The organism is Shinella yambaruensis, from assembly GCF_022899355.1.
Classification (GTDB): Bacteria; Pseudomonadota; Alphaproteobacteria; order Rhizobiales; family Rhizobiaceae; genus Shinella; species Shinella yambaruensis.
Genome location: NZ_JALJCK010000004.1, coordinates 85,024 through 108,967, shown reverse-complemented (window position 1 = coordinate 108,967; position 23,944 = coordinate 85,024). Strand labels below are relative to the sequence as shown.

At 66.5% G+C, this 23,944-nt stretch carries 21 protein-coding genes; 6 read left to right on the top strand and 15 right to left on the bottom strand.

The genetic code is table 11. From position 1 onward, the window contains the following. Positions 1-4: 4 nt before the first annotated feature. The 4 genes from tsaB to trpS form a co-directional block, all read right to left on the bottom strand. Positions 5-652 (bottom strand): tRNA (adenosine(37)-N6)-threonylcarbamoyltransferase complex dimerization subunit type 1 TsaB, encoded by a 648-nt coding sequence (gene tsaB, locus MUU56_RS10480; RefSeq protein WP_244767256.1) that lies wholly within the window; start codon positions 650-652, stop codon positions 5-7. A gap of 30 nt (positions 653-682) precedes the next feature. Beyond that, on the bottom strand, positions 683-1,252 hold the full coding sequence (locus tag MUU56_RS10475) for a NifU family protein (RefSeq protein ID WP_244767255.1): 570 nt from the start codon (positions 1,250-1,252) through the stop codon (positions 683-685). Between the two features lie 99 nt (positions 1,253-1,351). Further along, complete coding sequence (locus MUU56_RS10470) at positions 1,352-1,843, bottom strand: universal stress protein (protein WP_244767254.1); 492 nt, start codon at positions 1,841-1,843, stop codon at positions 1,352-1,354. Positions 1,844-1,935: 92 nt separating this feature from the next. Then, the gene (gene trpS / locus MUU56_RS10465; RefSeq protein WP_244767253.1) at positions 1,936-3,003 is read right to left on the bottom strand and encodes a tryptophan--tRNA ligase; all 1,068 of its coding nucleotides are present in this window, start codon (positions 3,001-3,003) and stop codon (positions 1,936-1,938) included. 233 nt (positions 3,004-3,236) lie between these two features. Between trpS and MUU56_RS10460 the strand changes: the two genes are divergently transcribed. Further along, entirely contained in the window at positions 3,237-3,710 is a 474-nt protein-coding gene (locus MUU56_RS10460; protein ID WP_244767252.1) for a YcbK family protein, read from the top strand. Between the two features lie 6 nt (positions 3,711-3,716). Here MUU56_RS10460 and murJ read toward each other — a convergent pair whose 3' ends face one another. From murJ to mutS, 3 genes are all read right to left on the bottom strand, one after another. Then, complete coding sequence (gene murJ, locus MUU56_RS10455) at positions 3,717-5,309, bottom strand: murein biosynthesis integral membrane protein MurJ (protein WP_244767251.1); 1,593 nt, start codon at positions 5,307-5,309, stop codon at positions 3,717-3,719. Then, positions 5,306-8,149: a [protein-PII] uridylyltransferase gene (locus MUU56_RS10450; protein WP_244767617.1), complete on the bottom strand. Its 2,844-nt coding sequence runs from the start codon at positions 8,147-8,149 to the stop codon at positions 5,306-5,308. Before MUU56_RS10450 ends, murJ begins: the two co-directional genes overlap by 4 nt. Positions 8,150-8,244: 95 nt before the next feature. Continuing rightward, complete coding sequence (gene mutS, locus MUU56_RS10445) at positions 8,245-10,983, bottom strand: DNA mismatch repair protein MutS (protein WP_244767250.1); 2,739 nt, start codon at positions 10,981-10,983, stop codon at positions 8,245-8,247. A gap of 114 nt (positions 10,984-11,097) precedes the next feature. Here mutS and MUU56_RS10440 point away from each other — a divergent pair, with 114 nt between their 5' ends. Then, the gene (locus tag MUU56_RS10440) at positions 11,098-13,383 is read left to right on the top strand and encodes an NADP-dependent malic enzyme (protein ID WP_244767249.1); all 2,286 of its coding nucleotides are present in this window, start codon (positions 11,098-11,100) and stop codon (positions 13,381-13,383) included. A gap of 136 nt (positions 13,384-13,519) precedes the next feature. Here MUU56_RS10440 and olsB read toward each other — a convergent pair whose 3' ends face one another. The 5 genes from olsB to MUU56_RS10415 form a co-directional block, all read right to left on the bottom strand. Next, the gene (gene olsB / locus MUU56_RS10435) at positions 13,520-14,359 is read right to left on the bottom strand and encodes a l-ornithine N(alpha)-acyltransferase (protein ID WP_244767616.1); all 840 of its coding nucleotides are present in this window, start codon (positions 14,357-14,359) and stop codon (positions 13,520-13,522) included. 145 nt (positions 14,360-14,504) lie between these two features. Further along, positions 14,505-16,799, bottom strand: a complete 2,295-nt coding sequence (locus tag MUU56_RS10430) for a hybrid sensor histidine kinase/response regulator (RefSeq protein ID WP_244767248.1) — start codon at positions 16,797-16,799, stop codon at positions 14,505-14,507. 56 nt (positions 16,800-16,855) lie between these two features. After that, positions 16,856-17,347, bottom strand: coding sequence for a signal peptidase II (gene lspA, locus MUU56_RS10425; protein WP_244767247.1), 492 nt, complete (start codon positions 17,345-17,347; stop codon positions 16,856-16,858). Beyond that, a complete protein-coding gene (locus tag MUU56_RS10420) occupies positions 17,344-18,198 on the bottom strand; it encodes a TrmH family RNA methyltransferase (RefSeq protein ID WP_244767246.1) in 855 nt (284 codons plus the stop codon). Before MUU56_RS10420 ends, lspA begins: the two co-directional genes overlap by 4 nt. Beyond that, entirely contained in the window at positions 18,195-19,340 is a 1,146-nt protein-coding gene (locus MUU56_RS10415; protein ID WP_398430431.1) for a class I SAM-dependent methyltransferase, read from the bottom strand. The genes MUU56_RS10420 and MUU56_RS10415 overlap by 4 nt, the downstream gene beginning before the upstream one ends. Before the next feature lie 55 nt (positions 19,341-19,395). Between MUU56_RS10415 and MUU56_RS10410 the strand changes: the two genes are divergently transcribed. Then, positions 19,396-19,845, top strand: a complete 450-nt coding sequence (locus MUU56_RS10410; protein ID WP_244767244.1) for an SRPBCC family protein — start codon at positions 19,396-19,398, stop codon at positions 19,843-19,845. 16 nt (positions 19,846-19,861) lie between these two features. Here MUU56_RS10410 and MUU56_RS10405 read toward each other — a convergent pair whose 3' ends face one another. The 3 genes from MUU56_RS10405 to sppA are packed head-to-tail and all read right to left on the bottom strand — an operon-like array spanning position 19,862 to position 21,528. Further along, positions 19,862-20,206 carry a LapA family protein gene (locus tag MUU56_RS10405; RefSeq protein ID WP_064328625.1) on the bottom strand — a complete coding sequence of 115 codons (345 nt, stop codon included), beginning with the start codon at positions 20,204-20,206 and terminating at the stop codon, positions 19,862-19,864. A gap of 44 nt (positions 20,207-20,250) precedes the next feature. Next, positions 20,251-20,568, bottom strand: a complete 318-nt coding sequence (locus MUU56_RS10400) for an integration host factor subunit beta (RefSeq protein WP_160858077.1) — start codon at positions 20,566-20,568, stop codon at positions 20,251-20,253. 9 nt (positions 20,569-20,577) lie between these two features. Next, positions 20,578-21,528 (bottom strand): signal peptide peptidase SppA, encoded by a 951-nt coding sequence (sppA, locus tag MUU56_RS10395; protein WP_244767243.1) that lies wholly within the window; start codon positions 21,526-21,528, stop codon positions 20,578-20,580. 212 nt (positions 21,529-21,740) lie between these two features. On the opposite strand from sppA, the gene lptC reads away from it, so the two are divergent. The 3 genes from lptC to lptB are packed head-to-tail and all read left to right on the top strand — an operon-like array spanning position 21,741 to position 23,796. Beyond that, positions 21,741-22,409, top strand: coding sequence for an LPS export ABC transporter periplasmic protein LptC (gene lptC / locus MUU56_RS10390; RefSeq protein ID WP_244767242.1), 669 nt, complete (start codon positions 21,741-21,743; stop codon positions 22,407-22,409). 7 nt (positions 22,410-22,416) lie between these two features. Next, positions 22,417-22,980, top strand: coding sequence for an LptA/OstA family protein (locus MUU56_RS10385; RefSeq protein ID WP_244767241.1), 564 nt, complete (start codon positions 22,417-22,419; stop codon positions 22,978-22,980). A gap of 18 nt (positions 22,981-22,998) precedes the next feature. Continuing rightward, on the top strand, positions 22,999-23,796 hold the full coding sequence (lptB, locus tag MUU56_RS10380; RefSeq protein WP_398430435.1) for an LPS export ABC transporter ATP-binding protein: 798 nt from the start codon (positions 22,999-23,001) through the stop codon (positions 23,794-23,796). The last annotated feature ends 148 nt before the right edge of the window (positions 23,797-23,944 follow it).

Sequence of the window (23,944 nt, the reverse complement as noted above, 5' to 3'; positions counted from 1 at the left end):
GCGATCATGCCCTCTTGATCGCGAAACCCGCCTGCGGCTTGGCATCGGGACCGCGCAGATAGAGCGGCTTCGGCGGATGGTCCGCCGGGTCGAGGCGGGCACCGAGGCGCGCGACGGTGGCGATGGAAACGCCGTCGCCGCCCTGCGGCGCGCCATCGAGCAGGAGCGCGGCCGCCGAGCCGGCGATCGCCCCGTCATGCCCCGCCGCGAGCGTTCGCGCTGCGTCCAGGGCAGCGATCGCGGGCGGCGACAGCGCGCTGCCATCGGCGGCGAAGCGCTGCCAGTAGACCTCGTCCCGCTTGGCGTCCATCGCGACCAGCAGCGGCACGGCGGTCCGATGGTCGGCGGCGAGCGCCGACAGGGTGGAGACGCCGACGGCAGGAATGCCGAGCGCCAGCGCAAGGCCGCGCGCCGCCGCGACGCCGACGCGGATGCCGGTGAAGGAGCCGGGGCCGATGGTGACGGCGATCCGATCGATATCCTTGAGCGTGAGGCCGGCGGCATCGAACGCCGCATCGACGAATTCCATCAGCCGCTCGGCATGGCCACGGCCGATATCGGCGCCGGCGGCGCCGAGAATCCTGTCCTCGTCGGGGTCATAGAGCGCCGCATGGCAACCCGTGCCGGCCGTATCGATCGCAAGCACGATCATGCCGGGCACCGGGGCATTGCGGGGCAGGCCTTACATGACGGCTTCAACTTCCTGCACTTCCGGTACGAAATGGCGAAGGAGGTTCTGCACGCCGTGCTTCAGCGTCGCCGTTGAGGACGGGCAACCCGAGCAGGCACCCTTCATGTTGAGATAGACGACGCCGTCGCGGAACCCCTTGAAGGTGATGTCGCCGCCGTCCTGGGCCACGGCCGGACGCACGCGGCTGTCGAGCAGTTCCTTGATGGTGGCGACGATCGTCTCGTCGCCCTCGTCGAAGAATTCGCCCTCATCGGTCTCGTTGCCGCCGAGCGCGCCGCTCGCCATGACCGGCTGGCCGGACATGAAGTGTTCCATGATGTTGCCGAGGATCGCCGGCTTCATGTGCTGCCAGTCGGCGCCGTCCTTGGTGACGGTGATGAAATCATAGCCGAGGAACACGCCCGTGACGCCGGGGACTGCGAAGAGGCGGGCCGCCAGGGGCGAGGCCGCGCGCGCTTCCGTCTCGTCGCGGAACTCTGCCGTACCGGTCTCCAGAACCACCTTGCCCGGCAGGAATTTCAGGGTCGCCGGGTTCGGCGTCGCTTCGGTCTGGATGAACATCTTTCTCTCCGTGCGGCCGGGCGCTCGCCGATCGGCCAGAATATTTAGAATAATTCAAAAGAAGATAGGCGTTTCCGCGCCTTTCTTCAAGACTGGAGATCAGCTCAGCGCGTCCAGTTCCTCGTCGGACAGCGAATCCGGAATGACCGTCACCGGGATCGGAAAGGCTTGGCCACGGCTGGCAAGCGAGGAGACGAGCGGCCCCGGCCCCTCCTTGGCGGAACCGGCCGCCAGCACGAGGATCGCGACGTCCCGGTCCTCCTCGATCAGCCCGTTGATCTCTTCGCTGGCGACGCCCTCGCGGATCACCGTTTCCGGCTCGATGCCGACCGATTCGCGCAAGGCCTGCGCCGCCTTCGCCAGCACGGCCTCCGCTTCCTCGCGCGCTTCGGCCCGCATGATCTCCTCGACGCCCAGCCATTGCTGGAAATCGCCGTTGGCGATCACATAGAGCAGGACGACGCCGCCATTGGAATTCTTCGCCCGCATTCCCGCATAGTGGACGGCGCGCTGGCATTCCGGCGTGTCGTCGATGACCGCCAGGAATTTCCGGCGGTGGCCTTCAAGGCGGGAAAGTCGTCGAGAAACCATACGGCCTCATCATCTCCAGGTGCTGCGCAATTCCGCACGCAAACCGCTGCACACTTCTGCCGGGATTTGCGCCGGGACGTTTCGAGGCGACCTTACTGCACAAAACCGATGATGTCGCGAACTTCCTTCATGGTTTTTTCGGCCCGCGCCCGCGCCCTTTCGCCGCCATCGCGCAGGATGGCGTCGATATGGCTCGTGTCGTCCATCAGGCGGCGCATCTCGTCGGTGATGGGCGAGAGGACGTTGACGGCGAGATCGACGAGCGCCGGCTTGAAGACGGAGAACTGCTGGCCGCCGAACTCGGCGAGGATCTCCGCCTTGGACTTGTCGGAGAGCGCGGCATAGATGCCGACGAGGTTCTCCGCCTCCGGGCGGCCCTTCAGGCCCTCGACTTCGCCCGGCAAGGCATCCGGATCGGTCTTGGCCTTGCGGATCTTCTTGGAGATCGTGTCGGCATCGTCCGTGAGGTTGATGCGCGACAGGTCGGAGGCATCCGACTTCGACATCTTCTTGGTGCCGTCGCGCAGGCTCATGACGCGCGGTGCCGGGCCGCCGATCAGCGGCTCGACCATCGGGAAATAGGCATGCACCGGCTCCTCGCCGACGACGATGTCGACGCCGGTGCCGGCCTTGCGGATGTGGCTGCCGAAATCGATGTTGAACTTCTGCGCGATGTCGCGGGTCAGCTCCAGGTGCTGCTTCTGGTCGTCGCCGACCGGCACATGGGTGGCGCGGTAGACGAGGATGTCGGCGGCCATCAGGCTCGGATAGGCAAGCAGCCCCAGCGAGACCTGTTCGGCATTCTTGCCGCCGGTCTTGTCCTTGAACTGGGTCATGCGCTCCATCCAGCCGATGCGCGCCACGCAGTTGAAGATCCAGGCGAGTTCGGCATGCTGCGGCACGGCCGACTGGTTGAAGACGATATGCTTCTTCGGGTCGATGCCGGCGGCGATGAAGGCCGCGGCGATCGAGCGGATCTGGCCGCGCATGTCCTCGTGCACGAGCTGCGCGGTGATCGCGTGCAGGTCGACGACGCAGTAGATGCAGTCGTTGTCGGCCTGCAGGGCGACGAACTTGCGGATCGCGCCGAGATAGTTGCCGAGATGGAGGTTGCCGGTCGGCTGCACGCCGGAGAAGACGAGGGGCTTGAATGCGCTCATGGCGATATCCTTCAGGCGGGTGGAAGGCCTGGTTCCGTTGTTGTCGTGGCGCCGCTTATGCACGGCGCGGGGGCGGCGATCAAGACCGCAGCAGCGCCGCCCGGTTGCCACGTCTCATCAGAAACTCCTCATAAATGACACTTTCCGGTTCTTATCTCCGGGCGGGGGCAGGGACCGTCGGATTTCGACAGGCCGCGTTTCGACGCAAAGGCGCAGACCGGAGGGCGTGTGCCATGCGAAAGAGCTGTTCGACCGTGCTTGCCTGCATGATCGCGCTGACGTCGTTCTTCGCGAGCGAAGCCATGGCGAGCGGACGGCACAAGCACGCCGCGAGAATCGAGAAGGGCGCGGCGAAGATCTATACCGTGCAGACGCCGCGCGTGCGGCACCGATGTTTCCCCGGCAAGCTGCGGGCAATCCTTCTCCATATCGCCCGGCAGGTCGGGCGACGGCCGCTCGTCACATCCGGCCACCGCTCCGCCGGCCGGAGGGGATCGCTGCATCGAAAATGCCTCGCTGCCGATATCCGCGTGCAGGGCGTGCCGGTGAAGCGGATCGTCGACGCAGCAAGGTCCGCGCCGGCCATCGGCGGCGTCGGCACCTATTGCAACGGCATCGTGCATGTCGATGTGGGGCCGAGGCGCAACTGGCATCATTGCGGCGGGCTGGCGCGCCTTGCAAGGCGCGCCCGGCTCGCGGCGCGCTGAGGCGGCCTATTCGGCGCTTTCCTCGCTCGGCGCGGCCTTGCCCTTGCGCTTGAGATTGCGCCGGATCATGCCGAGATCGGCGCCGCCGATGAGGAAGGCGACGGAGAAATAGACCAGCATGGCAAGGGCGATCAGCAGGCCGAGCGCCACGAGCTGCTCGTAGGGCGGCGCGGTGGATGCAAGGCGATCGGCGAAATAGCCGGAGGCGTAGTCGAGTGCCACGGCCATGATGACCGTCGCGGCCAGCAGGCGGGCGACGCGCCAGAGCAGCGCCTTTTCCAGCGGCCAATGGCCACGCCGCACCAGCGTCACGAACAACAGCAGCGCCGTCAGCCAGCCGGAAACGGCTTCGGCCGTGGCGATGCCGCGCTCGTGGAACAGCGGGAAGAGCGAGACGGCGAGGATGCAGTTGACGACGACCGACAGCAGCGTGATGCGCATCGGCGTCTTGGTATCCTCGCGGGCGAAGAAGCCCGGGTTCAGCGCCTTGATCATCACGAAGCCCGGCAGGCCGAGCCCGTAGATGGCAAGCGTGCCGGCGACGATGGATGTGGTTTCCGGGCTGAAGGCGCCGCGCTCGTAGAGCACGCGCACGATCTCGTCGGAGATGACCCAGAGCGCGCCGGCGGCGGGCAGGGTCAGGAAGAGCACGAATTCCATCGAGCGGTTCTGCAGGTTGCCCGCCTCCCGCTCCTGCCCGCCCTTCAGCGCGCGGGCGAGTTCCGGCAGCAGCACGACGCCGACGGCGATGCCGACGACGCCGAGGGGGAGCTGGTAGACGCGGTCGGCATATTGCAGGGCGGCGATCGCGCCGTCCTTGGTGGAGGCGATCATCTGGCCGATGATCTGGTTGATCTGGGTGATGCCGCCCGTCACCGCCGCCGGCAGCGCGAGCCAGAGCAGGCGCTTGACGTTCGGCGTCATGCGCGGCCGGCGAAAACCGATCTTCATGCCGGCATGGCGCACGCCCGCATAGAGCACGGCCATCTGCAGGAGGCCGGCGGCGAGCACGCCCCAGGAGAGATACCAGGCCGTTTCCAGCGGCGAGGCACCCTGCCAGAGCCCGTAGCCGAGCGCGCCGATCAGCACAACATTGAGGAAGACGGGCGCGACGGCAGCGGCGAAATAGTGATGCAGCGAATTCAACATGCCCGACAGCATCGCCGTCAGCGACATGCACATGAGATAGGGGAACATGACGACGGCGAGCTTCACCGTGACATCGAACTTCTCCGCATCCCCCACGAAGCCCGGCGCGATGATCCAGGCGACGATGAGCGGCATCAGGAGCTCCATCGCGATGGTCAGCATCAGGAGCACGGTGAAGAGGACGCCGAAGACCTCCTCGGAAAAGCGCTTCGCCCCGTCGATGCCGCCGGCCTCGATCTCTTTCGCGAAGAGCGGCACGAAGGCGGCGTTGAAGGCGCCCTCGGCGAAGAGGCGGCGGAAGAGGTTGGGGAAGCGGAAGGCGGCGTAGAAGGCGTCGGCCATCGGCCCGGTGCCGAGGGCTGCAGCCATCAGCGTTTCGCGCGCGAAGCCGAGCACGCGGCTGCCCAGCGTCGCGCCGCCCACGGTCGCGAATTTTTTCACCAGACTCATTGTTCCGTCCTGATCCTCTTCGACGTGGCGGCAACGGGCGCGATCATGCCGGGCGGCATGCGGTCGCGCAGCTCGTCCGCCTCGTCCGCCATGACGGCCTTCAGCCGCGCGGCGATGTTGGCCTGCCGGTTGTCGTTGGTGACCTTCTGGCCGACGAGGTCGGTGACGTAGAAGGTGTCGATAACCTTTTCGCCGAAGGTGGTGATATGGGCCGAGGCGATATCGAGCGAGAGATCCGACAGCACCGCCGTCACCTCGGACAGGAGGCCGGGGCGGTCGAGGCACTCGATCTCGATCACGGTGAACTTGTTCGACAGCGTGTTGGAGATCGTCACGGCGGGCGAGACGGTGAAGGTACGGTTGCGCTTGCGGCTCTTCGTGCGAGTGGCGATCACCTCCGGCAGGCGCTTGCGGCCGGAGAGCACATCCTCGATCATCCGGCCGATCGTGCCCGCCCGGCGCGTCTCGTCGGCATCGTTCGGGAACTCGCGGTTGACGAGGATCGTGTCGAGCGCCCGGCCGTCGGAGGTGGTGAAGATCTGCGCATCAACGATGTTGGCGCCCGCCGCCGCGCAGGCCCCGGCGATCACCGTCAGGAGGCGCGGATGGTCGGGCGAAAGCACGGTGATCTCGGTAATGGCGTGGAAGGAATGCGTGCGCACCATCGTCGCCAGCGGCTGGCCTGCCTTGTCCGCCTCGCGGATGAAGGCCGCGTGGCGCACCTGGTCCTCGAGCGAGACCGTCAGCAGGTAGGGATCATAGTGCAGCCGCGTATAGGTCTTGCGGTCCTTCTGGCTCCAGTCGGCGGGAAGCGCGCCGGAGAGGATTTCCCGCGCGGCATGGGCGCGCTCCTTGCGCGACAGTTCGGAAAAGCCGCCGGAAATCAGGAGTTCGGTCTCGTAATAGAGCGTGCGCAGGAGCTGGCCCTTCCAGCCGTTCCACACGCCCGGGCCGACGGCGCGGATATCGCAGACCGTCAGCACGAGCAGCATCTTCAGCCGCTCCAGCGACTGCACCTTCTCGGCGAAGTCGACGATGGTCTTGCGGTCGTTGAGGTCGCGGGTCTGCGCGACCATCGACATGGTCAGGTGCTCCTCGATCAGCCAGACGACAAGCTCCGTCTGCTTCGGCGAGAGCCCGAAGCGCGGGCAGAGTTTGCGCGCGACCCTGGCGCCCGCCTCCGAATGGTCCTCCGGCCGGCCCTTGGCGATGTCGTGCAGCAGCACCGCGACATAGAGCGAAATGCGGTCCTCGATACCGGGCATCAGCTGGTAGCTCAGCGGATGGGCATCCTTCTCGCGCCCCTGGTCGATATCCGCCAGCACGCCGACGGCGCGGATCAGGTGTTCGTCGACCGTGTAGTGATGATACATGTTGAACTGCATCATCGCGACGATCTTGCCGAAATCCGGAATGAACCGGCCGAGCACGCCCGCCTCGTTCATGCGGCGCAGGATGAGCGCGGGATCGCGCGGCGAGGTGAGGATCGACAGGAAGAGGCGGTTCGCCTCCTCGTTCTCGCGCAGCGCCGCGTTGACGAGCTTCAGCGAGCGCGTGACCTGCTTCAGCGCGTCGGGATGGAATTCCAGCCCGTTGATGTCGGCGATGTGGAAGAGCCGGATCAGGTTGACGGGATCGCGCTTGAAGACGTCGGGATCGGCGATGGTGATGCGGCCGCGATCCTCGAGGAAATCGAGCGTGCCGGCGATCTTGCGCGTGCGGCGGGTAAAGCGGCTGATGACGGCGGTGAGGCCGGGCGCTTCCTTGGCCTGCTGGTCCTCCAGCGTGGCGCAGAAGATGCGCGTGAGGTCCCCGACGTCCTTGGCGACGAGGAAATAGTGCTTCATGAAGCGCTCGACCGCCGAAAGGCCGGGATGCGGCTGGTAGCCGAGGCATTCGGCGATCTCGCGCTGGATGTCGAAGGAGAGCCGTTCCTCCGCCTTGCCCGTCAGGAAGTGCATGTGGCAGCGCACCGCCCAGAGGAAGTCGTCCGCCTTCTGGAAGAGCTTGTATTCCTGGCGCGACAGGACGCCGAGCTTCACTAGGTCGGCGGGGTCGCGGATGTGGTAGAAATACTTGGCGATCCAGAACAGCGTGTGCAGGTCGCGAAGCCCGCCCTTGCCTTCCTTGACGTTCGGCTCGACGAGGTAGCGCGTGTCGCCGGCCTTGCGGTGGCGCTCGTCGCGCTCTGCGAGCTTCGCCGCGATGAATTCCGGGCCGGTGCCGCGGATGATCTCTCGGTCGAAGCGGAGGGCAAGATCCTCGAACAGCGCCACCGAGCCACAGATGTAGCGCGCCTCCAGGATCGCGGTGCGGATCGTCATGTCGCCCTTGGAAAGCTGGATGCATTCCTCCAGGTTGCGCGTCGCATGGCCGACCTTGAAGCCGAGATCCCACAGGATGTAGAGCATGAACTCGATGGCCGGCTCGCTCCAGGCGGCGGGTTTTACCGGCAGGAGGAAGAGCAGGTCGATATCCGAGCCCGGTGCCAGCGTGCCGCGGCCATAGCCGCCGACGGCCGTCACCGTGATGCGGGCGGCGGGCGGCGCCTGGCCGGCGCTGAAGACGTGGTTGAGTGCAAAGTCGTGCAGGACGGCGATCAGCTGGTCCTGCAGCCAGGAAATGCGCGCGGCGCATTGCAGGCCGCTGCCATCGGCGAAGAGCAGTTCGCGTGCCCGCTCGCGGCCCGCGGCGTTCACCTTCTTGAACTCGGCCAGCAGCTCGCGGCGCATGCGGTCGCGATAGTCGGCATTGGTGCTGGCAATGAATTCGCATCTGGCGCGCAGCGCGGGCACGTCGATCAGGCCGGAATCGGCCGGCGCCAGGAGTTTCTTTTCCATCGGATGCCGGCTTGCGTCCCGCTTCTCGTCGATCGCCCGTTCGGTTCGCATGCGCTATAGACCCTTTCCGCAGGCGAGGACAATGATCCCAGGCGCTAGCGATTGCCAAGTTCTTTCTTCAGCGCATAGAGGGCATCGAGCGCCTCGCGCGGCGTCATGTCGTCCGGGTTGAGCGCCTTCACCAGCGTCTCCACCTTCGACGGGGCGGATCCGCGCTGGATCTCCTCGCGGCGCACCGCGACCTGGAACAGCGGCAGATCATCGATAAGCTGGCTTGCCGGATTCTTGCGGTCCGCATCCTCGAGCTTGGCCAGCACATCCTTGGCGCGCGAGACCACCGACGGCGGCAGGCCGGCAAGGCGCGCCACCTGGATGCCGTAGGAGCGGTCCGCCGCACCCGGGCCGACCTCGTGCAGGAAGATCACGTCGCCGTCCCATTCCTTGACGCGCATTGTGGCGTTGGAAAGACGGTCGAGCTTTTCCGACAGCACGGTCAGCTCGTGGAAATGCGTGGCGAAGAGACCGCGGCAGCGGTTGGCCTCGTGCAGGTGCTCGACGGCGGCCCAGGCGATCGAAAGACCGTCGAAGGTCGCGGTGCCGCGGCCGATCTCGTCGAGGATGACGAGGGAACGGTCGGTCGCCTGGTTGAGGATTGCCGCCGTCTCGACCATTTCCACCATGAAGGTCGAGCGGCCGCGGGCAAGGTCGTCCGACGCGCCGACGCGCGAGAAGAGCCGGTCGACGATGCCGATATGGGCGCTTTCGGCCGGCACGTAGGATCCCATCTGGGCGAGGATGGCGATGAGCGCGTTCTGGCGCAGGAAGGTCGACTTACCGCCCATGTTCGGGCCGGTGAGCAGCCAGATCGCACCGTGGCCCTTGCCGTCCTTCGGCGAGAGGTCGCAGGAATTGGCGACGAAGGCGGCGGCCTGCTGGCGGCGCAACGCCTGCTCGACGACCGGATGCCGCCCGCCGACGATGGCGAACATGGTGGAGCGGTCGACGACGGGCCGGCAATAGGCCTGCTCCTCGGCAAGCGCCGCAAGCCCGGCGGAGACATCGATGACGGCAAGCGCCCGCGCCGCCGCCTTGATGGCCTCGGCCTCGGCGACAACGGCATCGACCAGGCCGTTGAAGGCGGCAAGCTCGATGGCGAGCGCCCGGTCGGCGGCATTGGCGATCTTCGTCTCCAGCTCGGAAAGCACCGTCGTGGTGAAACGCATGGCGCCGGCCATGGTCTGGCGGTGGATGAAGCGCGCCTTTGCCTCGTCGCCCTCCGTCAGCGCCGCGGCATTGCCGGCGGAAACCTCGATGAAGTAGCCGAGCACGTTGTTGTGCTTGATCTTCAGCGACTTGACGCCCGTTTCCTCGGCATATTGCAGCTGGAGCCCGGCAATGACACGGCGCGACTGGTCGCGCAGCGCCCGCATCTCGTCGAGTTCGCCATCCGCGCCCTCGCGGATGAAGCCGCCGTCGCGCTTCAAGAGCGGCAGCTCATCGGCGAGCATGACGGCAAGGCGATGCGAAAGGTCGAGCGGCAGTGCGCCGATGGCCTGCGCGGCCTCGGCAAGCTCGCCCTGCAACCCCTCGGCGGCCATCAGCCGGGCGACGTCGCCGGAAATCGAAAGGCCCTGCAGGATCGCGCCGAGATCACGCGGCCCGCCCCGGCCGAGCGCGATGCGCGACAGGGCGCGGGGCATGTCGGGCAGCCGCTTCAGCACCGCGCGCAGGTCCTCGCAGAAGGACGGCCGGTCGCCAAGGGCGGCGATCGAATCGAGCCGCGCGTTGATCGTGTCCGGATCGGTCAGCGGCGACATCAGCCGCTCGGCGAGCAGCCGCGCCCCGCCGCTTGTCACCGTGCGGTCGATCGCCTTCAGGAGCGTGCCGGAGCGCTCGCCGGAGAGCGTGCGCACCAGTTCGAGATTGGCGCGCGTCGCCGGATCGATGAAGAGCGTGGAGGCGGAACTTTCCCGCTCCGGCCGGCCGAGCGGCGGGCGCTCGGCGATCTGCGTCTTTTCCACATAGGCGACGGCCGCCGAGGCGGCGGCAAGTTCGGCGCGGGAGAAAGTGCCGAAGCCATCCAGCGTCGAGACGCCGAAATAGCGGGCGATGCGGCCCTCCGCCGTCGCGCTGTCGAAGAGCACGGCCGGTTGCGGCACGGCGACGCGCCCGAGCACATCGAGCACCGGGCGGAATTCCGGATCGTAGAACACCGTGTCCGGCACGATCAGTTCGCGCGGCTCGATGCGCAGGATATCGGCGAGAAGCTGGCCCTGGCCGGTTTCCGACAGACGGAAGATGCCGGTCGAAATGTCGATCCAGGCGAGCGCCATCGATGGTTCCGCCCCGCCGCGGATGCGCGCGACGGCCATCAGGTAGTTGGCGTCGGAGGGCGAGAGCAGCTTCTCCTCGGTCAGCGTGCCCGGCGTGACGAGGCGCACCACGTCGCGCCGCACGACGGATTTCGAGCCGCGCTTCTTCGCCTCCGCCGGATCCTCGACCTGCTCGCAGACCGCGACGCGGAATCCGAGCGCGATCAGCCTCTGCAGATAGTCGTCGGCGGCATGGACCGGCACGCCGCACATGGGGATGTCGAGGCCCATATGCTGGCCGCGCTTCGTCAGCGTGATGCCGAGCGCGCGGGCGGCGTCCACGGCGTCCTGGAAGAACAACTCGTAGAAATCGCCCATGCGGTAGAACAGCATGCTGTCCGGATTGGCCGCCTTGATTTCGATATACTGCTCCATCATCGGCGTTGCCGATGCGCGGCTTTCGTCACTGGCAAGGTCTGCCGTCGACAGGATATCGTTCGGACGCACGATCTGATCGTTCACGGAGAGTCAGTTCTTCCTAAAAAAGAGGTGTCACCCTAGCCACGGGGCGCTATAGAAAACAACACCTGCGAGGAGTTATGGGCCTATCGCCCACAGGAGTGTGAAGGGGGAAGCATGCCGGGAACCGACAAATCCGATCGCCAGAGGGCAACCGTCACCGACACGGAAGCACTGGATTTCCACGCGTCCGGGCGCCCCGGAAAGCTGGAGATCACGCCGACCAAGCCGATGGCGACGCAGCGCGACCTTTCGCTCGCCTATTCGCCGGGCGTCGCGGTGCCGGTGAAGGCCATCGCCGCGGATCCGGCGACCGCCTATGACTACACGACGCGCGGCAACATGGTCGCCGTCATCTCGAACGGCACGGCCATCCTCGGCCTCGGCAATCTCGGCGCGCTCGCCTCCAAGCCGGTGATGGAAGGCAAGTCGGTGCTCTTCAAGCGCTTCGCCGACGTCGATTCGATCGACCTCGAGGTCGACACCGAAAATGTCGACGAGTTCATCAATTGCGTGCGCTATCTCGGTCCATCCTTCGGCGGCATCAATCTGGAAGACATCAAGGCGCCCGACTGCTTCATCATCGAGCAGCGCCTGCGCGAACTGATGGACATCCCGGTCTTCCACGACGACCAGCACGGCACCGCCATCATCGCCGCCGCCGGCCTGATCAACGCGCTGGCGCTGACCGGCCGCGACTTCAAGACGACCAAGCTCGTCTGCAACGGCGCGGGCGCCGCCGCCATCGCCTGCATCGAGCTCATCAAGTCGATGGGCTTCGCACCGGAGAACGTCATCCTCTGCGACACCAAGGGCGTCATCTACCAGGGCCGCGAAGACGGCATGAACCAGTGGAAGTCGGCGCATGCGGTCAAGACCGACCGTCGCACGCTCGCCGAGGCCATGGACGGCGCCGACGTTGTCTTCGGCCTTTCGGCCAAGGGCGCGCTTTCGGAGGAGATGATCCGCTCCATGGCGCCGCGGCCGATCATCTTCGCCATGGCCAATCCCGACCCGGAGATCACGCCGGAAGAGGTCGCCCGCATCCGCGACGACGCGATCGTCGCCACCGGCCGCTCGGACTATCCGAACCAGGTCAACAACGTTCTCGGCTTCCCCTACATCTTCCGCGGCGCGCTCGACGTGCGCGCCTCCACCATCAACGACGCGATGAAGATCGCGGCGGCCGAGGCGCTCGCCCATCTTGCCAAGGAAGACGTACCGGACGACGTCGCCGCCGCCTACCAGGGCGTGCGCCCGCGCTTCGGCGCGCAGTACATCATCCCCGTCCCCTTCGACCCGCGCCTCATCTCGGCCATCCCCGTCGCCGTCGCCAAGGCGGCGATGGAGACCGGCGTCGCGCGCAAGAACATCCCCGACCTCGACGCCTATGCACGCGACCTGCGCGCCCGACGCGACCCGATCGCCTCGACGCTCCAGCAGATCTATGCCCGCGTGCGGCGCCAGCCGAAGCGCGTCGTCTTCGCCGAGGGCGAGGAAGAGCAGATGATGCGCGCCGCCGTGTCCTATGCCAACCAGCAGCTCGGCACCGCCATCCTGCTCGGCCGCGAGGAGCACATCCGCGAGACGGCGGAACGCGCCGGCATCGACCTCGACCGGCCCGGCATCGAACTGCTCAATGCCCGCATCTCCAAGCGCAACAACGTCTATATCGACTACCTCTATGCCCGCCTGCAGCGAAAGGGCTTCCTCTACCGCGACGCCCAGCGCCTGATCCACAACGACCGCAACCACTTCGCGGCCTGCATGGTGGCGCTCGGCGATGCCGACGGCATGGTGACGGGCCTCACCCGCAACTATTCCACCGCGCTGGAAGACGTGCGCCGCTGCATCGACGCCAAGCCCGGCCACCGGGTCATCGGCGCGTCGCTGGCGCTCTGCCGCGGCCGCGCCGTGCTGGTCGCCGACACTGCCGTGCACGACATGCCCTCCTCGGAGGAACTGGCCGACATCGCGGAGGAAGCGGCCGGCCTTGCCCGCCGCCTCGGCTACGAGCCGCGCGTCGCCATGCTCGCCTACTCCACCTTCGGCCATCCCTCGGGCGAGCGTTCGGAGCGGGTGCGCGAAGCCGTGAAGATCCTCGACCGCCGCCGCGTCGATTTCGAATATGACGGCGAGATGGCGGCCGACGTGGCGCTCAACCCGCGCATCATGGAGCAGTATCCGTTCTGCCGCCTTTCGGCCCCCGGCAACGTGCTCGTCATGCCGGCGTTCCATTCGGCGTCGATCTCGACGAAGATGCTGCAGGAGCTCGGCGGCTCGACGGTGATCGGCCCGCTGCTCGTCGGCCTCGACAAGTCGGTGCAGATCGTCTCGATGGGCGCGAAGGACAGCGACATCGTCAACATGGCGACGCTGGCCGCCTACAATTCCGGCGTCTGACCTGCCGGGACAGTCCCGCGGCCATGGCCGCAGGACTGCGGCTTGCTTCCGCGAATCCAGCGAAACAAAAAGCCGCCCGTCCCGGAGGTCGGGAACGGGCGGCAAATCAGACTATACTGACCTTCAATGAAACTGTTCAGCTGGCGAAACGCCCGGCATCCGCGCCGTAGTAATTGAGATAGCGGCCGGAGATCTTGCCGATCGGCAGCACGATCAGGACATCCGTCGTGTTGAAGCCGTGATCGACGACGGCACCGTTGCCGACTGTCGCGCCGAGGCGCAGATAGCCCTTGATGAGCGGCGGCAGCGCCGAAAGCGCCTTGCGCGTGTCGATGCCTTCCGCGGGCATCAGGTCCATGGTGCGGAAGAGCTCCGGCCGGGCCGAAACACTCCACTCGTCCTTCGCCAGCACGTTGTGATGCAGGAAGGAGAGCGCCAGCGCATGCTCCTCCGGCACGATGCCGTGGAAGGAGGCGCAGCCGAACATCACGTCGATGCCGTGCTTCAGCGAATAGGCCCAGTTGCCCTGCCAGAGCAGCTCCACCGTGCGCTTGGTGCGGTAGGCCGGCAGCACGCAGGAGCGGCCGAGTTCCATGAAGCGCTTTTCCGGATGGCGCGCAACCAGCGCCTCCACGTCGAATTCCGACTGGGAATAGAAGCCGCCGGAGACCGCGGCGACATCCTGGCGCAGCAGGCGGTAAGTGCCGACGATCTGCTCTTCCGCATCGCCCTCGATCGAAGTGTCGAGCACGAGGAGATGGTCGCAGACCATGTCCCATGCATCGATATCGCGCTTGCGGCGGATGGCGTCGGGCGAAAGCTGCGCCTGCATCTCCTCGGCGAAGACGCGGTAGCGCACGGCCTGGGCCGCGTCGATCTCCGTCACCGAACGGGCGATGCGCGTTTCGAGATTGCCGATGCGGCCGAGCACGTCCGTACCCGAGCGGCCCGCGGCCGGGGCCGTCTTCTGGAGCATCTCCGCCGGTGCGATGGTCTGGGCGAGGTCGAGCGTCATGGCAGTGTACCCGTCAAACGAAACTTCGCGGTTTTAACCACGATTCTGCAACAGGATAATGACGCAAGGCCGGCTTGGATAGCGAAAAGCCACCGGCCGGAGAAGATCAGGCCGGCGCGCGCCGGGCAAGGCGGGCGATTTCCGCAATCAGCTGAACGGGATCGGCGGGCTTTGCCAGCACGGCGTCGGCACCGGTCGCCAGAAGCTCCTCGCGCAGCCCCGCACGACTGTCCGCCGTCAGCACGACGACCGGCAGGCGGGCATTGCCATAATCGCGCCGCACGATGCGGGCGATCATCTCCCTGCCCTCGCCGCCCGGCATGCCGAGATCGGTGAGGACGAGATCGGCGGCAAAGGGGCCGGCATCCGTCGCGCCCGCAAGCGCGGAGACGAGCGCCGAATAGTCCGGCACATGGCGCACCGTGTGGCCGGCTCGTTCCAGCACGGAGCGCACCAGCATGGCATTGACCGGATCGTCCTCGGCAAGGAGGATGCGCGCGCCCGTCGCGGCTGTCTCCGCCGGCTCGGCGGCGGCGGGCGGCAGGTCCTTCAGGATCGGGCGGTTGTCGTTGATCGCATCGCGCACCTCGATGCCCTTCATGCGGCCGCGCAGCACCTCGACCAGCGAACGTTCGCGCAGCGGCCGGATGAGCCAGGAATCGTAGCCCTCGCCATTGCCGATCGCACGGCCGCTGCGCTCCTCCGGATTGACGAGATAGATGCGGCGCGCACGGCTGTCGCGGAACATCGCAAGATCGGCCAGCTCCCGGCGGAAGACGCCGGCAAGGCGGTTGTCGACGATGATGTCGGTCAGTTCGGCCCGCTTGCCGGCAAGGCCCTGGGCAAGGTCGAGCGCCTCGTCGAGCCCCGTCGCGAGATGGCAGGTGCCGCCGAGCGCATCGATGGTGCGCACCAGCGCCCTGGAGGCCGGGCCGGCCGGCGCGAGAAGGAAGACCAGGCTGCCCTTCAAGACGCCCTTGCGCGCACCGCCGGTGCCCGCGGCCTTGTGCGGGCGATCGACCGGCATGCGGATGGTGAAGGTGCTGCCCTTGCCGGGCGTGCTTTCGAGCGTCAGCGCACCGCCGGCCTCGCTGAGGATGCGGGCGGAGATGGCAAGGCCGAGGCCGGTGCCGCCGCTGCGCTGCGCGGCGCTTCCCGTCTGCTCGAACTCCTGGAAGATGCGGGCCTGCTCCTCGGCATTCATGCCGGGGCCGGTGTCGGTGACGCGGATGACGACGGCGCCGCGATCGAGCGTGGTTTCCAGAAGGACGCCGCCCGTATGGGTGAACTTCACCGCATTGCCGACCACGTTGTAGAGCACCTGGCGCAGGCGCGGCGCATCGTAGAGGAGAAGGCCCGGCACGTCCGGAGAAACGAAGGAGCCGATCTCGATGCCCTTTTCATGGGCGCGGTGCGAGAGCATTTCCACGACGCTTTCCAGCATCGGGCGCACCGGCTCCTCGGAGGGGCGAAGCTGGAAGCGGCCGGCCTCGATGGTGGAGAAATCCAGGAGGTCGTCGACGAGCTGGACGAGCGCATGGCCGGACTGGCGCATGCCGGCAAGGTAGTTCTTCTGCTCGGCGGTCAGCCGCGTCTGGCCGATGAGATGCGACATGCCGAGAATGCCCGAGAGCGGCGTGCGGATCTCGTGGCTGACGGTGGCGAGCAGGCGGGACTTTGCCGCGCTCGCCTCCTCGGCGCGCTGGCGGGCGCGCTCGCGCTCGCCCTCGGCGCGGCGCTCCTCGGTGACGTCGCGGGCGATGGAATGCACGACGAGATCGCCGGAGGCGGGATCGCGCACGGTGACGTCGTGCCAGGAATAGATGCGCTTGCCCGCCAGGCCCTCGACATCGACGTCGTAGCGATGGGCGATCGCCTGCGAGCGGAAGGTAAGGCCGAGCGCCTCGCAGGTCCGGCCGACGACGTCGGTTGCGCCCGTCAGGTCGGTGAGAACGGCATTGGCGCTGAGAATGCGGCCGTCGAGCGCGCGCATGACGACGATGTCGCCGAGCACGTCATGGATGGCCGAGAGGATTTCCGAGGTCTCGCTGCGCTCCCAGGAGCGGTCATGCGTCGCCTCGACACCGGATGCCGGGCGACGCGCACGCAAGAGGAAAACCCCGCCGGCCATGCCGGCAAGGCCGAGCACGACGGCCGCGATGTAGAAGCCGGCGGCAAAACCCGTTGCCAGCACGAGCGCGCCGAACAGCAGGCCGGTGCCGGCGATCACGCTGCGGACCGTCGCGTGGCCCTCCGGCTCGGGCACGGCCGCGGCCGCCTCCACCTCGACGGCCTGCGGATCGGCCGCCGCCTCTTCCTGCCTACGGGTGCGGGCGGCGCGGCGCGGCGCTTCGGCAAATTCGGCCTTGAGCCGGTCTTGTAGCTTGACGGGTTCGCTCATGAACGCCCGCATAGCACGCGGACCGTTCAAATCGGCTTCAGCAAGTCGTTCGAATTTTAACGATTGCGCCGGCGCAGCAGGAGGAGTTCGTCGAGGATGACCAGTCCGGCGCCGATGGTGATGAACGTGTCGGCAAGGTTGAACACCGCGAAGGACCAGGTTTCCGTGTAGAAGAGCACGTAGTCGATGACGTAGCCCAGGAGGACCTTGTCGATGATGTTGCCGAAGGCGCCGGCGATGATGAAGGCATAACCGGCATGGGCGAAGCCGCGCGCCTTCGGCGTCTGCCGCCAGAGCCACACGACGAAGCCGACGACGAAGAGCCGCAGCGTGATGATGAACCAGCTCTCCATGCCCGAGAGCATGGAGAAGGCGACACCGTAATTGTAGGTGCGGTAGAGGGCCAGCATCGGCATCACATGCACCGCCTCCTGGAAGGGAAGCCATATCTCGACGGCGAATTTTATCGCCTGGTCGACGGCGAGCGCCAAGAGGATGACGACGATAACGGGCACCGGCCGGGACATCAGCGGAATGCGTTCGCTCATGCGCGGGCTTCCAGCGTCAGGAGGTGACGGCGGGCCTCGAAGAGCATGACGCCGGTGGCGATGGCGAGATTGAGCGAATCGGCGCGGCCGGCCTGGGGGATGCGGGCAAGCGCATCCGCCGCCCGGGCAAGCTCGTCCGGCAGGCCGGACTGCTCGTTGCCCATCAGCAGCACGACGGGTTTCTTCCTGTAGTCGATGGTGCGGTAGTCGACGGCGCCGGCAAGGTGGGTCGCGACGACCTCGACGCCCGCCGTCTTCTTCCAGGCGAGGAAATCGGCGACGTTCGTCTTGACCAGCGGCATGGCGAAGACCGAGCCCATGGTGGCGCGCACGGTCTCCATCGAGAAGGGATCGGTCGCCTCGCCGACGAGGATGACGCCGCTCGCGCCCGCGGCATCCGCCGTGCGGATGATCGTGCCGAGATTGCCGGGATCGCGCACGCGGTCGAGCGCGACATAGGTCTCGCCGGTCTTCGGCTTCAGCTCGCGCAGTGGCGTCCAGCGCTGGGTGAAGATGCCGACGACCATCTGCGGATTGTCGCGCCGCGTGATCGAGGACAGCACCTTCTCGCTGACCTCCAGCACCAACCCGCCGCGCGCCACCGTCTTCGTCGCGCACTGCACGACCTGGGGCTTCTCCTTGACGTTCTTGGCATAGACCAGCGTCCGGATCTCGAAGCCGAGTTCCAGCGCGTCGATGACCAGCTTCAGGCCTTCCGCCATGAAGCTCCTGGTCTCGTCGCGGTGCTTCTTGTCGGACAGCGCCTTGATGTCCTTGACGATCGGGTTGGAAAGGCTCGTCACCTCCTTCACCTGACCGACGCGGCGCGTTGCGGAATGATCGTGGCTCATGCGCTGACCCATCGGCTGAAGAGGGAGGTGGAGAGCGCGCGGCCGGCATCCCTGCCGTCGGGGCCGCTCTCGCGGATGACGAGCTCGCCCGATTCCACCGTGCCGCCGGCACCGCGCATGGTCTCGCGCATCAATTCGTGGATGGAATAGAAGCTCGCGCGGATCGAATAGGCCGTCAGCACAAGGCCGATCGCCCTGGGCGACAGGATCTCGCGGCAGACATCCAGCATCAGCGGCAGGTGATCGAAGAGGTGCCAGACCTCGCCGTTGGGGCCGCGGCCGAATTTCGGCGGGTCCGTCAGGATGATGTCGTAGGTGCTGCCGCGGCGCTCCTCGCGCTGGATGAACTTCATCGCGTCCTCGCAGATCCAGCGGATCGGCAGCTTTTCCATGCGGCCGAGCGCCTGGTTCTCGCGCGCCCAGCCGATCGCCTTCTTGGAGGCGTCGACATGGGTGACCTCCGCGCCGGCGCTGGCCGCGACCAGCGAGGCGACGCCGGTATAGCCGAAGAGGTTCAGCACCTTGACGGGCCGGCCCGCCGTCTCGACCTTCTCCTTCATCCAGCGCCAGTGGGCGAGCTGCTCCGGGAAGACGCCGACATGGCGGAAGGCGGTGAAGCGGCCGTGGAAATCGACGCCGAGCAGCTGCATCGGCCAGGTCTCGCCCAGCGCAGCCCTGGGGAATTTCCAGCGCCCCATGCCGTCCTCGTCCGTGTCGCCGGTGAAGAGCGCGTCGGCCTTGTCCCAGATGCCGGGACGGCTGCGCTGCCAGAGCGCCTGCGCTTCCGGCCGCACGATGCGGTAGGGGCCGTATTGTTCGAGCTTCTCGCCAGCGCCGCTGTCGATCAGGCGGTACTGGTCGGAGCCCGCGGTTTCGAGGATGACCGGCACGCGCTCGGCCGGTTTCTCGCCTTCGCGGCGCGTCAGGGGGCGCACAGGCGCCTCGGCCGCCGGGCGCGGCTCCTTCTTCGGCGGGGCGGGGGCCCTTGCGGCCGGGCCCCTCTCGGCGCGCGCCTTGACGGGCGCGGCGGGGCCGCTCTTCGGCCGGCGGTGTCTGTCCTTCACGATCGATCGTCCGTCGTCGGTTGAATTCTCACCGGCAGCGCCGGAAAACAAGCGGTCCCCATACCATCCCTCCCCCACTTGGCAAAGCGCTTTCCGATTGCGATAGTTTTGGTCCGACAAGGGAGGATCGATCATGAACATGTCCGGCGAAGAACGCATTGCCGCGCCGCGCGAGGCCGTCTGGGCGGCGCTCAACGATCCGGACGTGCTGAAGGCCTGCATCCCGGGCTGTCAGTCGCTCACCATGAAATCGCCGAACGAGCTGGAAGCGACGGTGAAGATCAAGATCGGTCCCGTCTCCGCGAATTTCAGCGGCGAGGTGACGCTGTCGAACCTCAACCCGCCCGAGAGCTACACGATCTCCGGCGAGGGCAAGGGCGGCATCGCCGGCTTTGCCAAGGGCGGCGCGGACGTGCGGCTCACCGAGGATGGCGACGGCACGATCCTTTCCTACGACGTCAAGGCGCAGATCGGCGGCAAGCTCGCCCAGCTCGGCTCACGCCTCATCGATTCGACGTCGAAGAAGCTCGCGACGCAGTTCTTCGCCGATCTCGGCGCAAAGCTGAACGGGGGCACGGCCTGAGGCGCGCGGCGCGCGCCTACTTGCCGGAAGCCGGCAGCACCGCCTGCGAGGCGATGGCTTCGGCGCGTGTCTTGTGCTTTTCCGCCTCGCTGTGCCACTTGACGGCCTCGCTCGCCTCGATGCGGGCGCGCTTGCGGTACTTGCCCTGGGTGAACCAGGTGGCGAGCGAGCCGATCACCAGGCCGAGGATCACCGCGAGGAAGAGATAGACGAAGAAGGGCGCGGTGACGGAGAGCACGCTGTCTTCCGGTCGGAACGGGTTGAGCGCCAGCGTCACCGGCTGCCGGTTCGCCACCGACAGCACGATCAGCACGATGCCGATCGGGATGAGCACGAGGATGTTGACTACTCTCTTGATCATGGCGTCGCCTTTCTGGCGCAAGGCGCCGTTCGGGCGCCCGCGCTTTAGTCGTCCTGGTCGGCCTGGCCGGGGTTCAGCCGCTCGCGCAGCTCCTTGCCGGTCTTGAAGAAGGGAACCCACTTCTCCTCGACGAAGACCGCATCGCCCGTGCGCGGGTTGCGCCCCGAACGGGAGGGGCGGTTCTTGACGGAGAAGGCGCCGAAGCCGCGCAGCTCCACCCGGTTTCCGCCGGCCAGCGCATCGGTGATCTCATCGAGCACCGCGTTGACGATGTTCTCGACGTCGCGGTGGTAAAGGTGGGGATTGCGCGCGGCGACAATCTGAACCAGTTCCGACTTGATCACTGTATCCCCCTCAAAAATTCTTGTTTTTCAATCGCGATCAACCTGCCAAACCGAGACCAGACCGTCAAGAAACAACTTTTCGCCGGTCAGCTTTTCGATCGTCGGTTGAAGGTCGAGCGGCAGGCCGAGGATGGAGCGAGCGAACTCGCGCAGGCTGGCGCCCATGAAGAAGAAGCCGGAGCGGTTCGCCGGCCGGTAATCGACGAAGGGAAGGTCGGCCGGCACCTTGCGCTCGTCGAGATAGGCGCGGATCTCCTGCGGACCGCCGAGCCGGTCGACGAGCCTGGCGGCAAGCGCCTGACGGCCGGTGAAGATGCTGCCGTCGGCAAGGCGCAGCACCTCGGCGCGCGGCAGCTTGCGGCGCTCGACGACGAGGTCGACGAACCAGTCGTAGCTGTCCATCACCATGGCGCGGATCATCGTCTTGGCCTCCTCGCTTGCCGGATGGAACGGCGAGGGCTCGGCCTTCAGCGGCGCGGACTTGATCTCCTCCAGCGAGACGCCGATCTTGTCCATCAGCTCCTTCATCTGCGGATACTGGAAGAGCACGCCGATGGAACCGGTGATCGAGCTTTCGCCCGCGACGATCGTATCGCCGGCCGTCGCGATCATGTAGCCGGCGGAGGCGGCGAGCGTGCGCACGTCCGAGACGACGGGCTTCTTTTCCGCCACCTTGCGCAGCGCCTTGAAGATCACCTCGCCGCCATAGGTGGTGCCGCCGGGCGAGGAGATCGTCACGACCAGCGCCTTCGCCCGGTCGTTGCGGGCGATTCGGTCGAGGCGCTCCAGGAGTTCGGTATCGTCCCGGATGATGCCGCTGATGTCGACGCGGGCGATATGGTCGCGTGCCCCGCTGCCCGGCCAGCGCAAGGCGGCCGCGGCGAAGACGGCGAGGAGCACGATCCCGATGGCGGCGATCCGCCAGAAGGTGAGCTTGCGGCGTAGTTGCCGGCGGTCGGCGATGGCGGCGTGATCCATTCCCTGTCCTCAACTCTGGTGGCCACCGGTTGCAAGGTGGCTTGCCGAAGGCCCTATCGATATGGCATTCCAGACGCAAATGGCAATTCGTCGCTGAACTTTCCTGGGCAGACATTGTTTGTTGAGGAATAATCGCCATATGGGGCCCGTTATCCGCAGTGGCCCGCCGTTTCGCAGCGAACGCCATTCGGCACTTTAATATAGCAGGCACAATGCTGGACACCGTGACAGAAGCACCGTCGGGTGCACAGGGCACAGGCGCTTCCGCCGAGGCTTACCGCCTCGCGGCGCGGCATTCCGCCCGTGTGCGCGTGCTGAAGGTCGCCCTGCCGGTCGCCGCCATCGTCATCGGCCTTGTCTTCGCCGTCGTGTCGATCGTGCGCACCTATGTCCCGTCCAACCTGCAGGTGGAAAGCGCCACCATCGAGGACGGCAAGATCGTCATGCGCAATCCGGCGATTTCCGGCCGCAACGACGACGGCATCAGCTATTCCATGAAGGCCGAGCGCGCGCTGCAGGACATGAAGCAGCCCGACGTCATCACGCTGGAGAACATCACGGCGAAGATGCCGGTCAACGAGACCACGATCGCGGAAGTGGTCGCCGCGACCGGCGTCTACGATCGCGGCAAGAACCTGCTCGACATGATCGCCCCCTTCACCATCAGCCTCAACACCGGCCTTGAAGCCGCCTTCCGTTCGGCCCATCTGGATATCGACGGCGGCAACATGTCGACACAGGAGCCGGTTTCCATCCGCTCGCGCGAAGCATCCATTGTTGCGCAGTCGCTGAGAATGACGGATAAAGGCCGGGTCGTCGTCTTCGAAGGCAAGGTCGTCGTCGATGTCGATCCTGCCGCCATCCGCAACCGAGAAAAGTAAGAGCGCCATGTTCGCCACTCTTTCCGCCCCGCTCCGGGCCGCCAGCATTTCCGTTCTTGCCGCAGGTCTTGCGCTGATCTCGGTTCCTGCGGACGCCCAGCAGACGTCGAGCCGCATGAAGGGCATGCAGCTGTCGAACGACAAGCCGATCCAGATCCAGAGCGACAAGCTGGAAATCCGCGACCAGGAGAACAAGGCCGAGTTTACCGGCAATGTGAAGGTCGTGCAGGGCACGACGACGCTGCAGGCAGGCAAGATGGTCGTCTACTACGCCGCCAGCAGCGGCGGCTCGGTGGCCAGCGGCGATGCGGATATCGAGAAGATCGACGTTTCGGAGAAGGTCTACCTGAAGTCCGGCACGCAGGAAGCGACGGCCGACACCGGCACGTTCAACCTCGTCAACGAGACGCTGCTGCTGAAGGGCGAGAAGGTCGTGCTGTCGGAAGGCAAGAACGTCTTCGTCGGCTGCCAGCTCACGGTGACCATGCGCACCGGCGAGGCCAAGCTCGACGCCTGCGGCGGCCGCGTCATGATCCAGCTCGATCCGAAGTCCCGCAAGCAGACGAACTGATATAGCGTGTCCTCCTCTTTGCTCACCCGCCTGACGCGCCGCCCCAGGAAGGCCGCGCAGGAGCCCCAGCGCAGCGTCGACCTTTCGCGCTACGACGGGACCCTCATTGCCCGCGGGCTGACCAAGAGCTACCGCGACCGCTGTGTCGTCAACGGCGTGTCGCTCGTCGTGCGCCGCGGCGAGGCGGTCGGCCTGCTCGGCCCGAACGGCGCGGGCAAGACGACCTGTTTCTACATGATCACGGGCCTCGTGCCGGTCGACGCGGGCTCGATCGAGATCAACGGCAACGACGTCACGACCATGCCGATGTATCGCCGCGCCCGCCTCGGCGTCGGCTATCTGCCGCAGGAAGCCTCGATCTTCCGCGGGCTGACGGTGGAGGAGAACATCCGCGCCGTGCTGGAAGTGCACGACAAGGACAAGGCGCGGCGCGAGCAGAAGCTCGACAGCCTGCTCGCCGAGTTCTCGATCTCGCATCTTCGCAAGTCACCGGCCATCGCGCTGTCCGGCGGCGAGCGCCGCCGCCTCGAGATCGCCCGGGCGCTCGCCACCGACCCGACCTTCATGCTGCTCGACGAACCTTTTGCCGGCGTCGATCCGATCTCCGTCGCCGACATCCAGGCGCTGGTACGCCACCTCACCTCGCGCGGCATCGGCGTTCTCATCACCGACCACAATGTGCGCGAGACGCTCGGCCTCATCGACCGGGCCTATATCATCCATGCCGGCGAAGTGCTGACCCATGGCCGGGCGAACGACATCGTCGCCAATCCGGATGTGCGCCGCCTCTATCTTGGCGACAATTTCAGCCTCTGACGCAAGCCGTGCGCATGCACGCCGCGATTTTCACCAAGTTTACGGCTGGCGCTTGACCAAACCCATCAAAAAAGCAATTTTTGGGCCAGTTGGATTTCGCCGCCCCGCCACGCCGGCCGGAGGCCGCTTTCCCGGGGAGTAGAGCGTC

Bases quoted from the DNA above. Each gene is read 5' to 3' on its own strand.
- tsaB (WP_244767256.1), bottom strand. From the start codon at position 652: ATGATCGTGCTTGCGATCGATACGGCCGGCACGGGTTGCCATGCGGCG.
- MUU56_RS10475 (WP_244767255.1), bottom strand. From the start codon at position 1,252: ATGTTCATCCAGACCGAAGCGACGCCGAACCCGGCGACCCTGAAATTC.
- MUU56_RS10470 (WP_244767254.1), bottom strand. From the start codon at position 1,843: ATGGTTTCTCGACGACTTTCCCGCCTTGAAGGCCACCGCCGGAAATTC.
- trpS (WP_244767253.1), bottom strand. From the start codon at position 3,003: ATGAGCGCATTCAAGCCCCTCGTCTTCTCCGGCGTGCAGCCGACCGGC.
- MUU56_RS10460 (WP_244767252.1), top strand. From the start codon at position 3,237: ATGCGAAAGAGCTGTTCGACCGTGCTTGCCTGCATGATCGCGCTGACG.
- murJ (WP_244767251.1), bottom strand. From the start codon at position 5,309: ATGAGTCTGGTGAAAAAATTCGCGACCGTGGGCGGCGCGACGCTGGGC.
- MUU56_RS10450 (WP_244767617.1), bottom strand. From the start codon at position 8,149: ATGGAAAAGAAACTCCTGGCGCCGGCCGATTCCGGCCTGATCGACGTG.
- MUU56_RS10440 (WP_244767249.1), top strand. From the start codon at position 11,098: ATGCCGGGAACCGACAAATCCGATCGCCAGAGGGCAACCGTCACCGAC.
- olsB (WP_244767616.1), bottom strand. From the start codon at position 14,359: ATGCTCCAGAAGACGGCCCCGGCCGCGGGCCGCTCGGGTACGGACGTG.
- MUU56_RS10430 (WP_244767248.1), bottom strand. From the start codon at position 16,799: ATGAGCGAACCCGTCAAGCTACAAGACCGGCTCAAGGCCGAATTTGCC.
- lspA (WP_244767247.1), bottom strand. From the start codon at position 17,347: ATGAGCGAACGCATTCCGCTGATGTCCCGGCCGGTGCCCGTTATCGTC.
- MUU56_RS10420 (WP_244767246.1), bottom strand. From the start codon at position 18,198: ATGAGCCACGATCATTCCGCAACGCGCCGCGTCGGTCAGGTGAAGGAG.
- MUU56_RS10410 (WP_244767244.1), top strand. From the start codon at position 19,396: ATGAACATGTCCGGCGAAGAACGCATTGCCGCGCCGCGCGAGGCCGTC.
- MUU56_RS10405 (WP_064328625.1), bottom strand. From the start codon at position 20,206: ATGATCAAGAGAGTAGTCAACATCCTCGTGCTCATCCCGATCGGCATC.
- sppA (WP_244767243.1), bottom strand. From the start codon at position 21,528: ATGGATCACGCCGCCATCGCCGACCGCCGGCAACTACGCCGCAAGCTC.
- lptC (WP_244767242.1), top strand. From the start codon at position 21,741: ATGCTGGACACCGTGACAGAAGCACCGTCGGGTGCACAGGGCACAGGC.
- MUU56_RS10385 (WP_244767241.1), top strand. From the start codon at position 22,417: ATGTTCGCCACTCTTTCCGCCCCGCTCCGGGCCGCCAGCATTTCCGTT.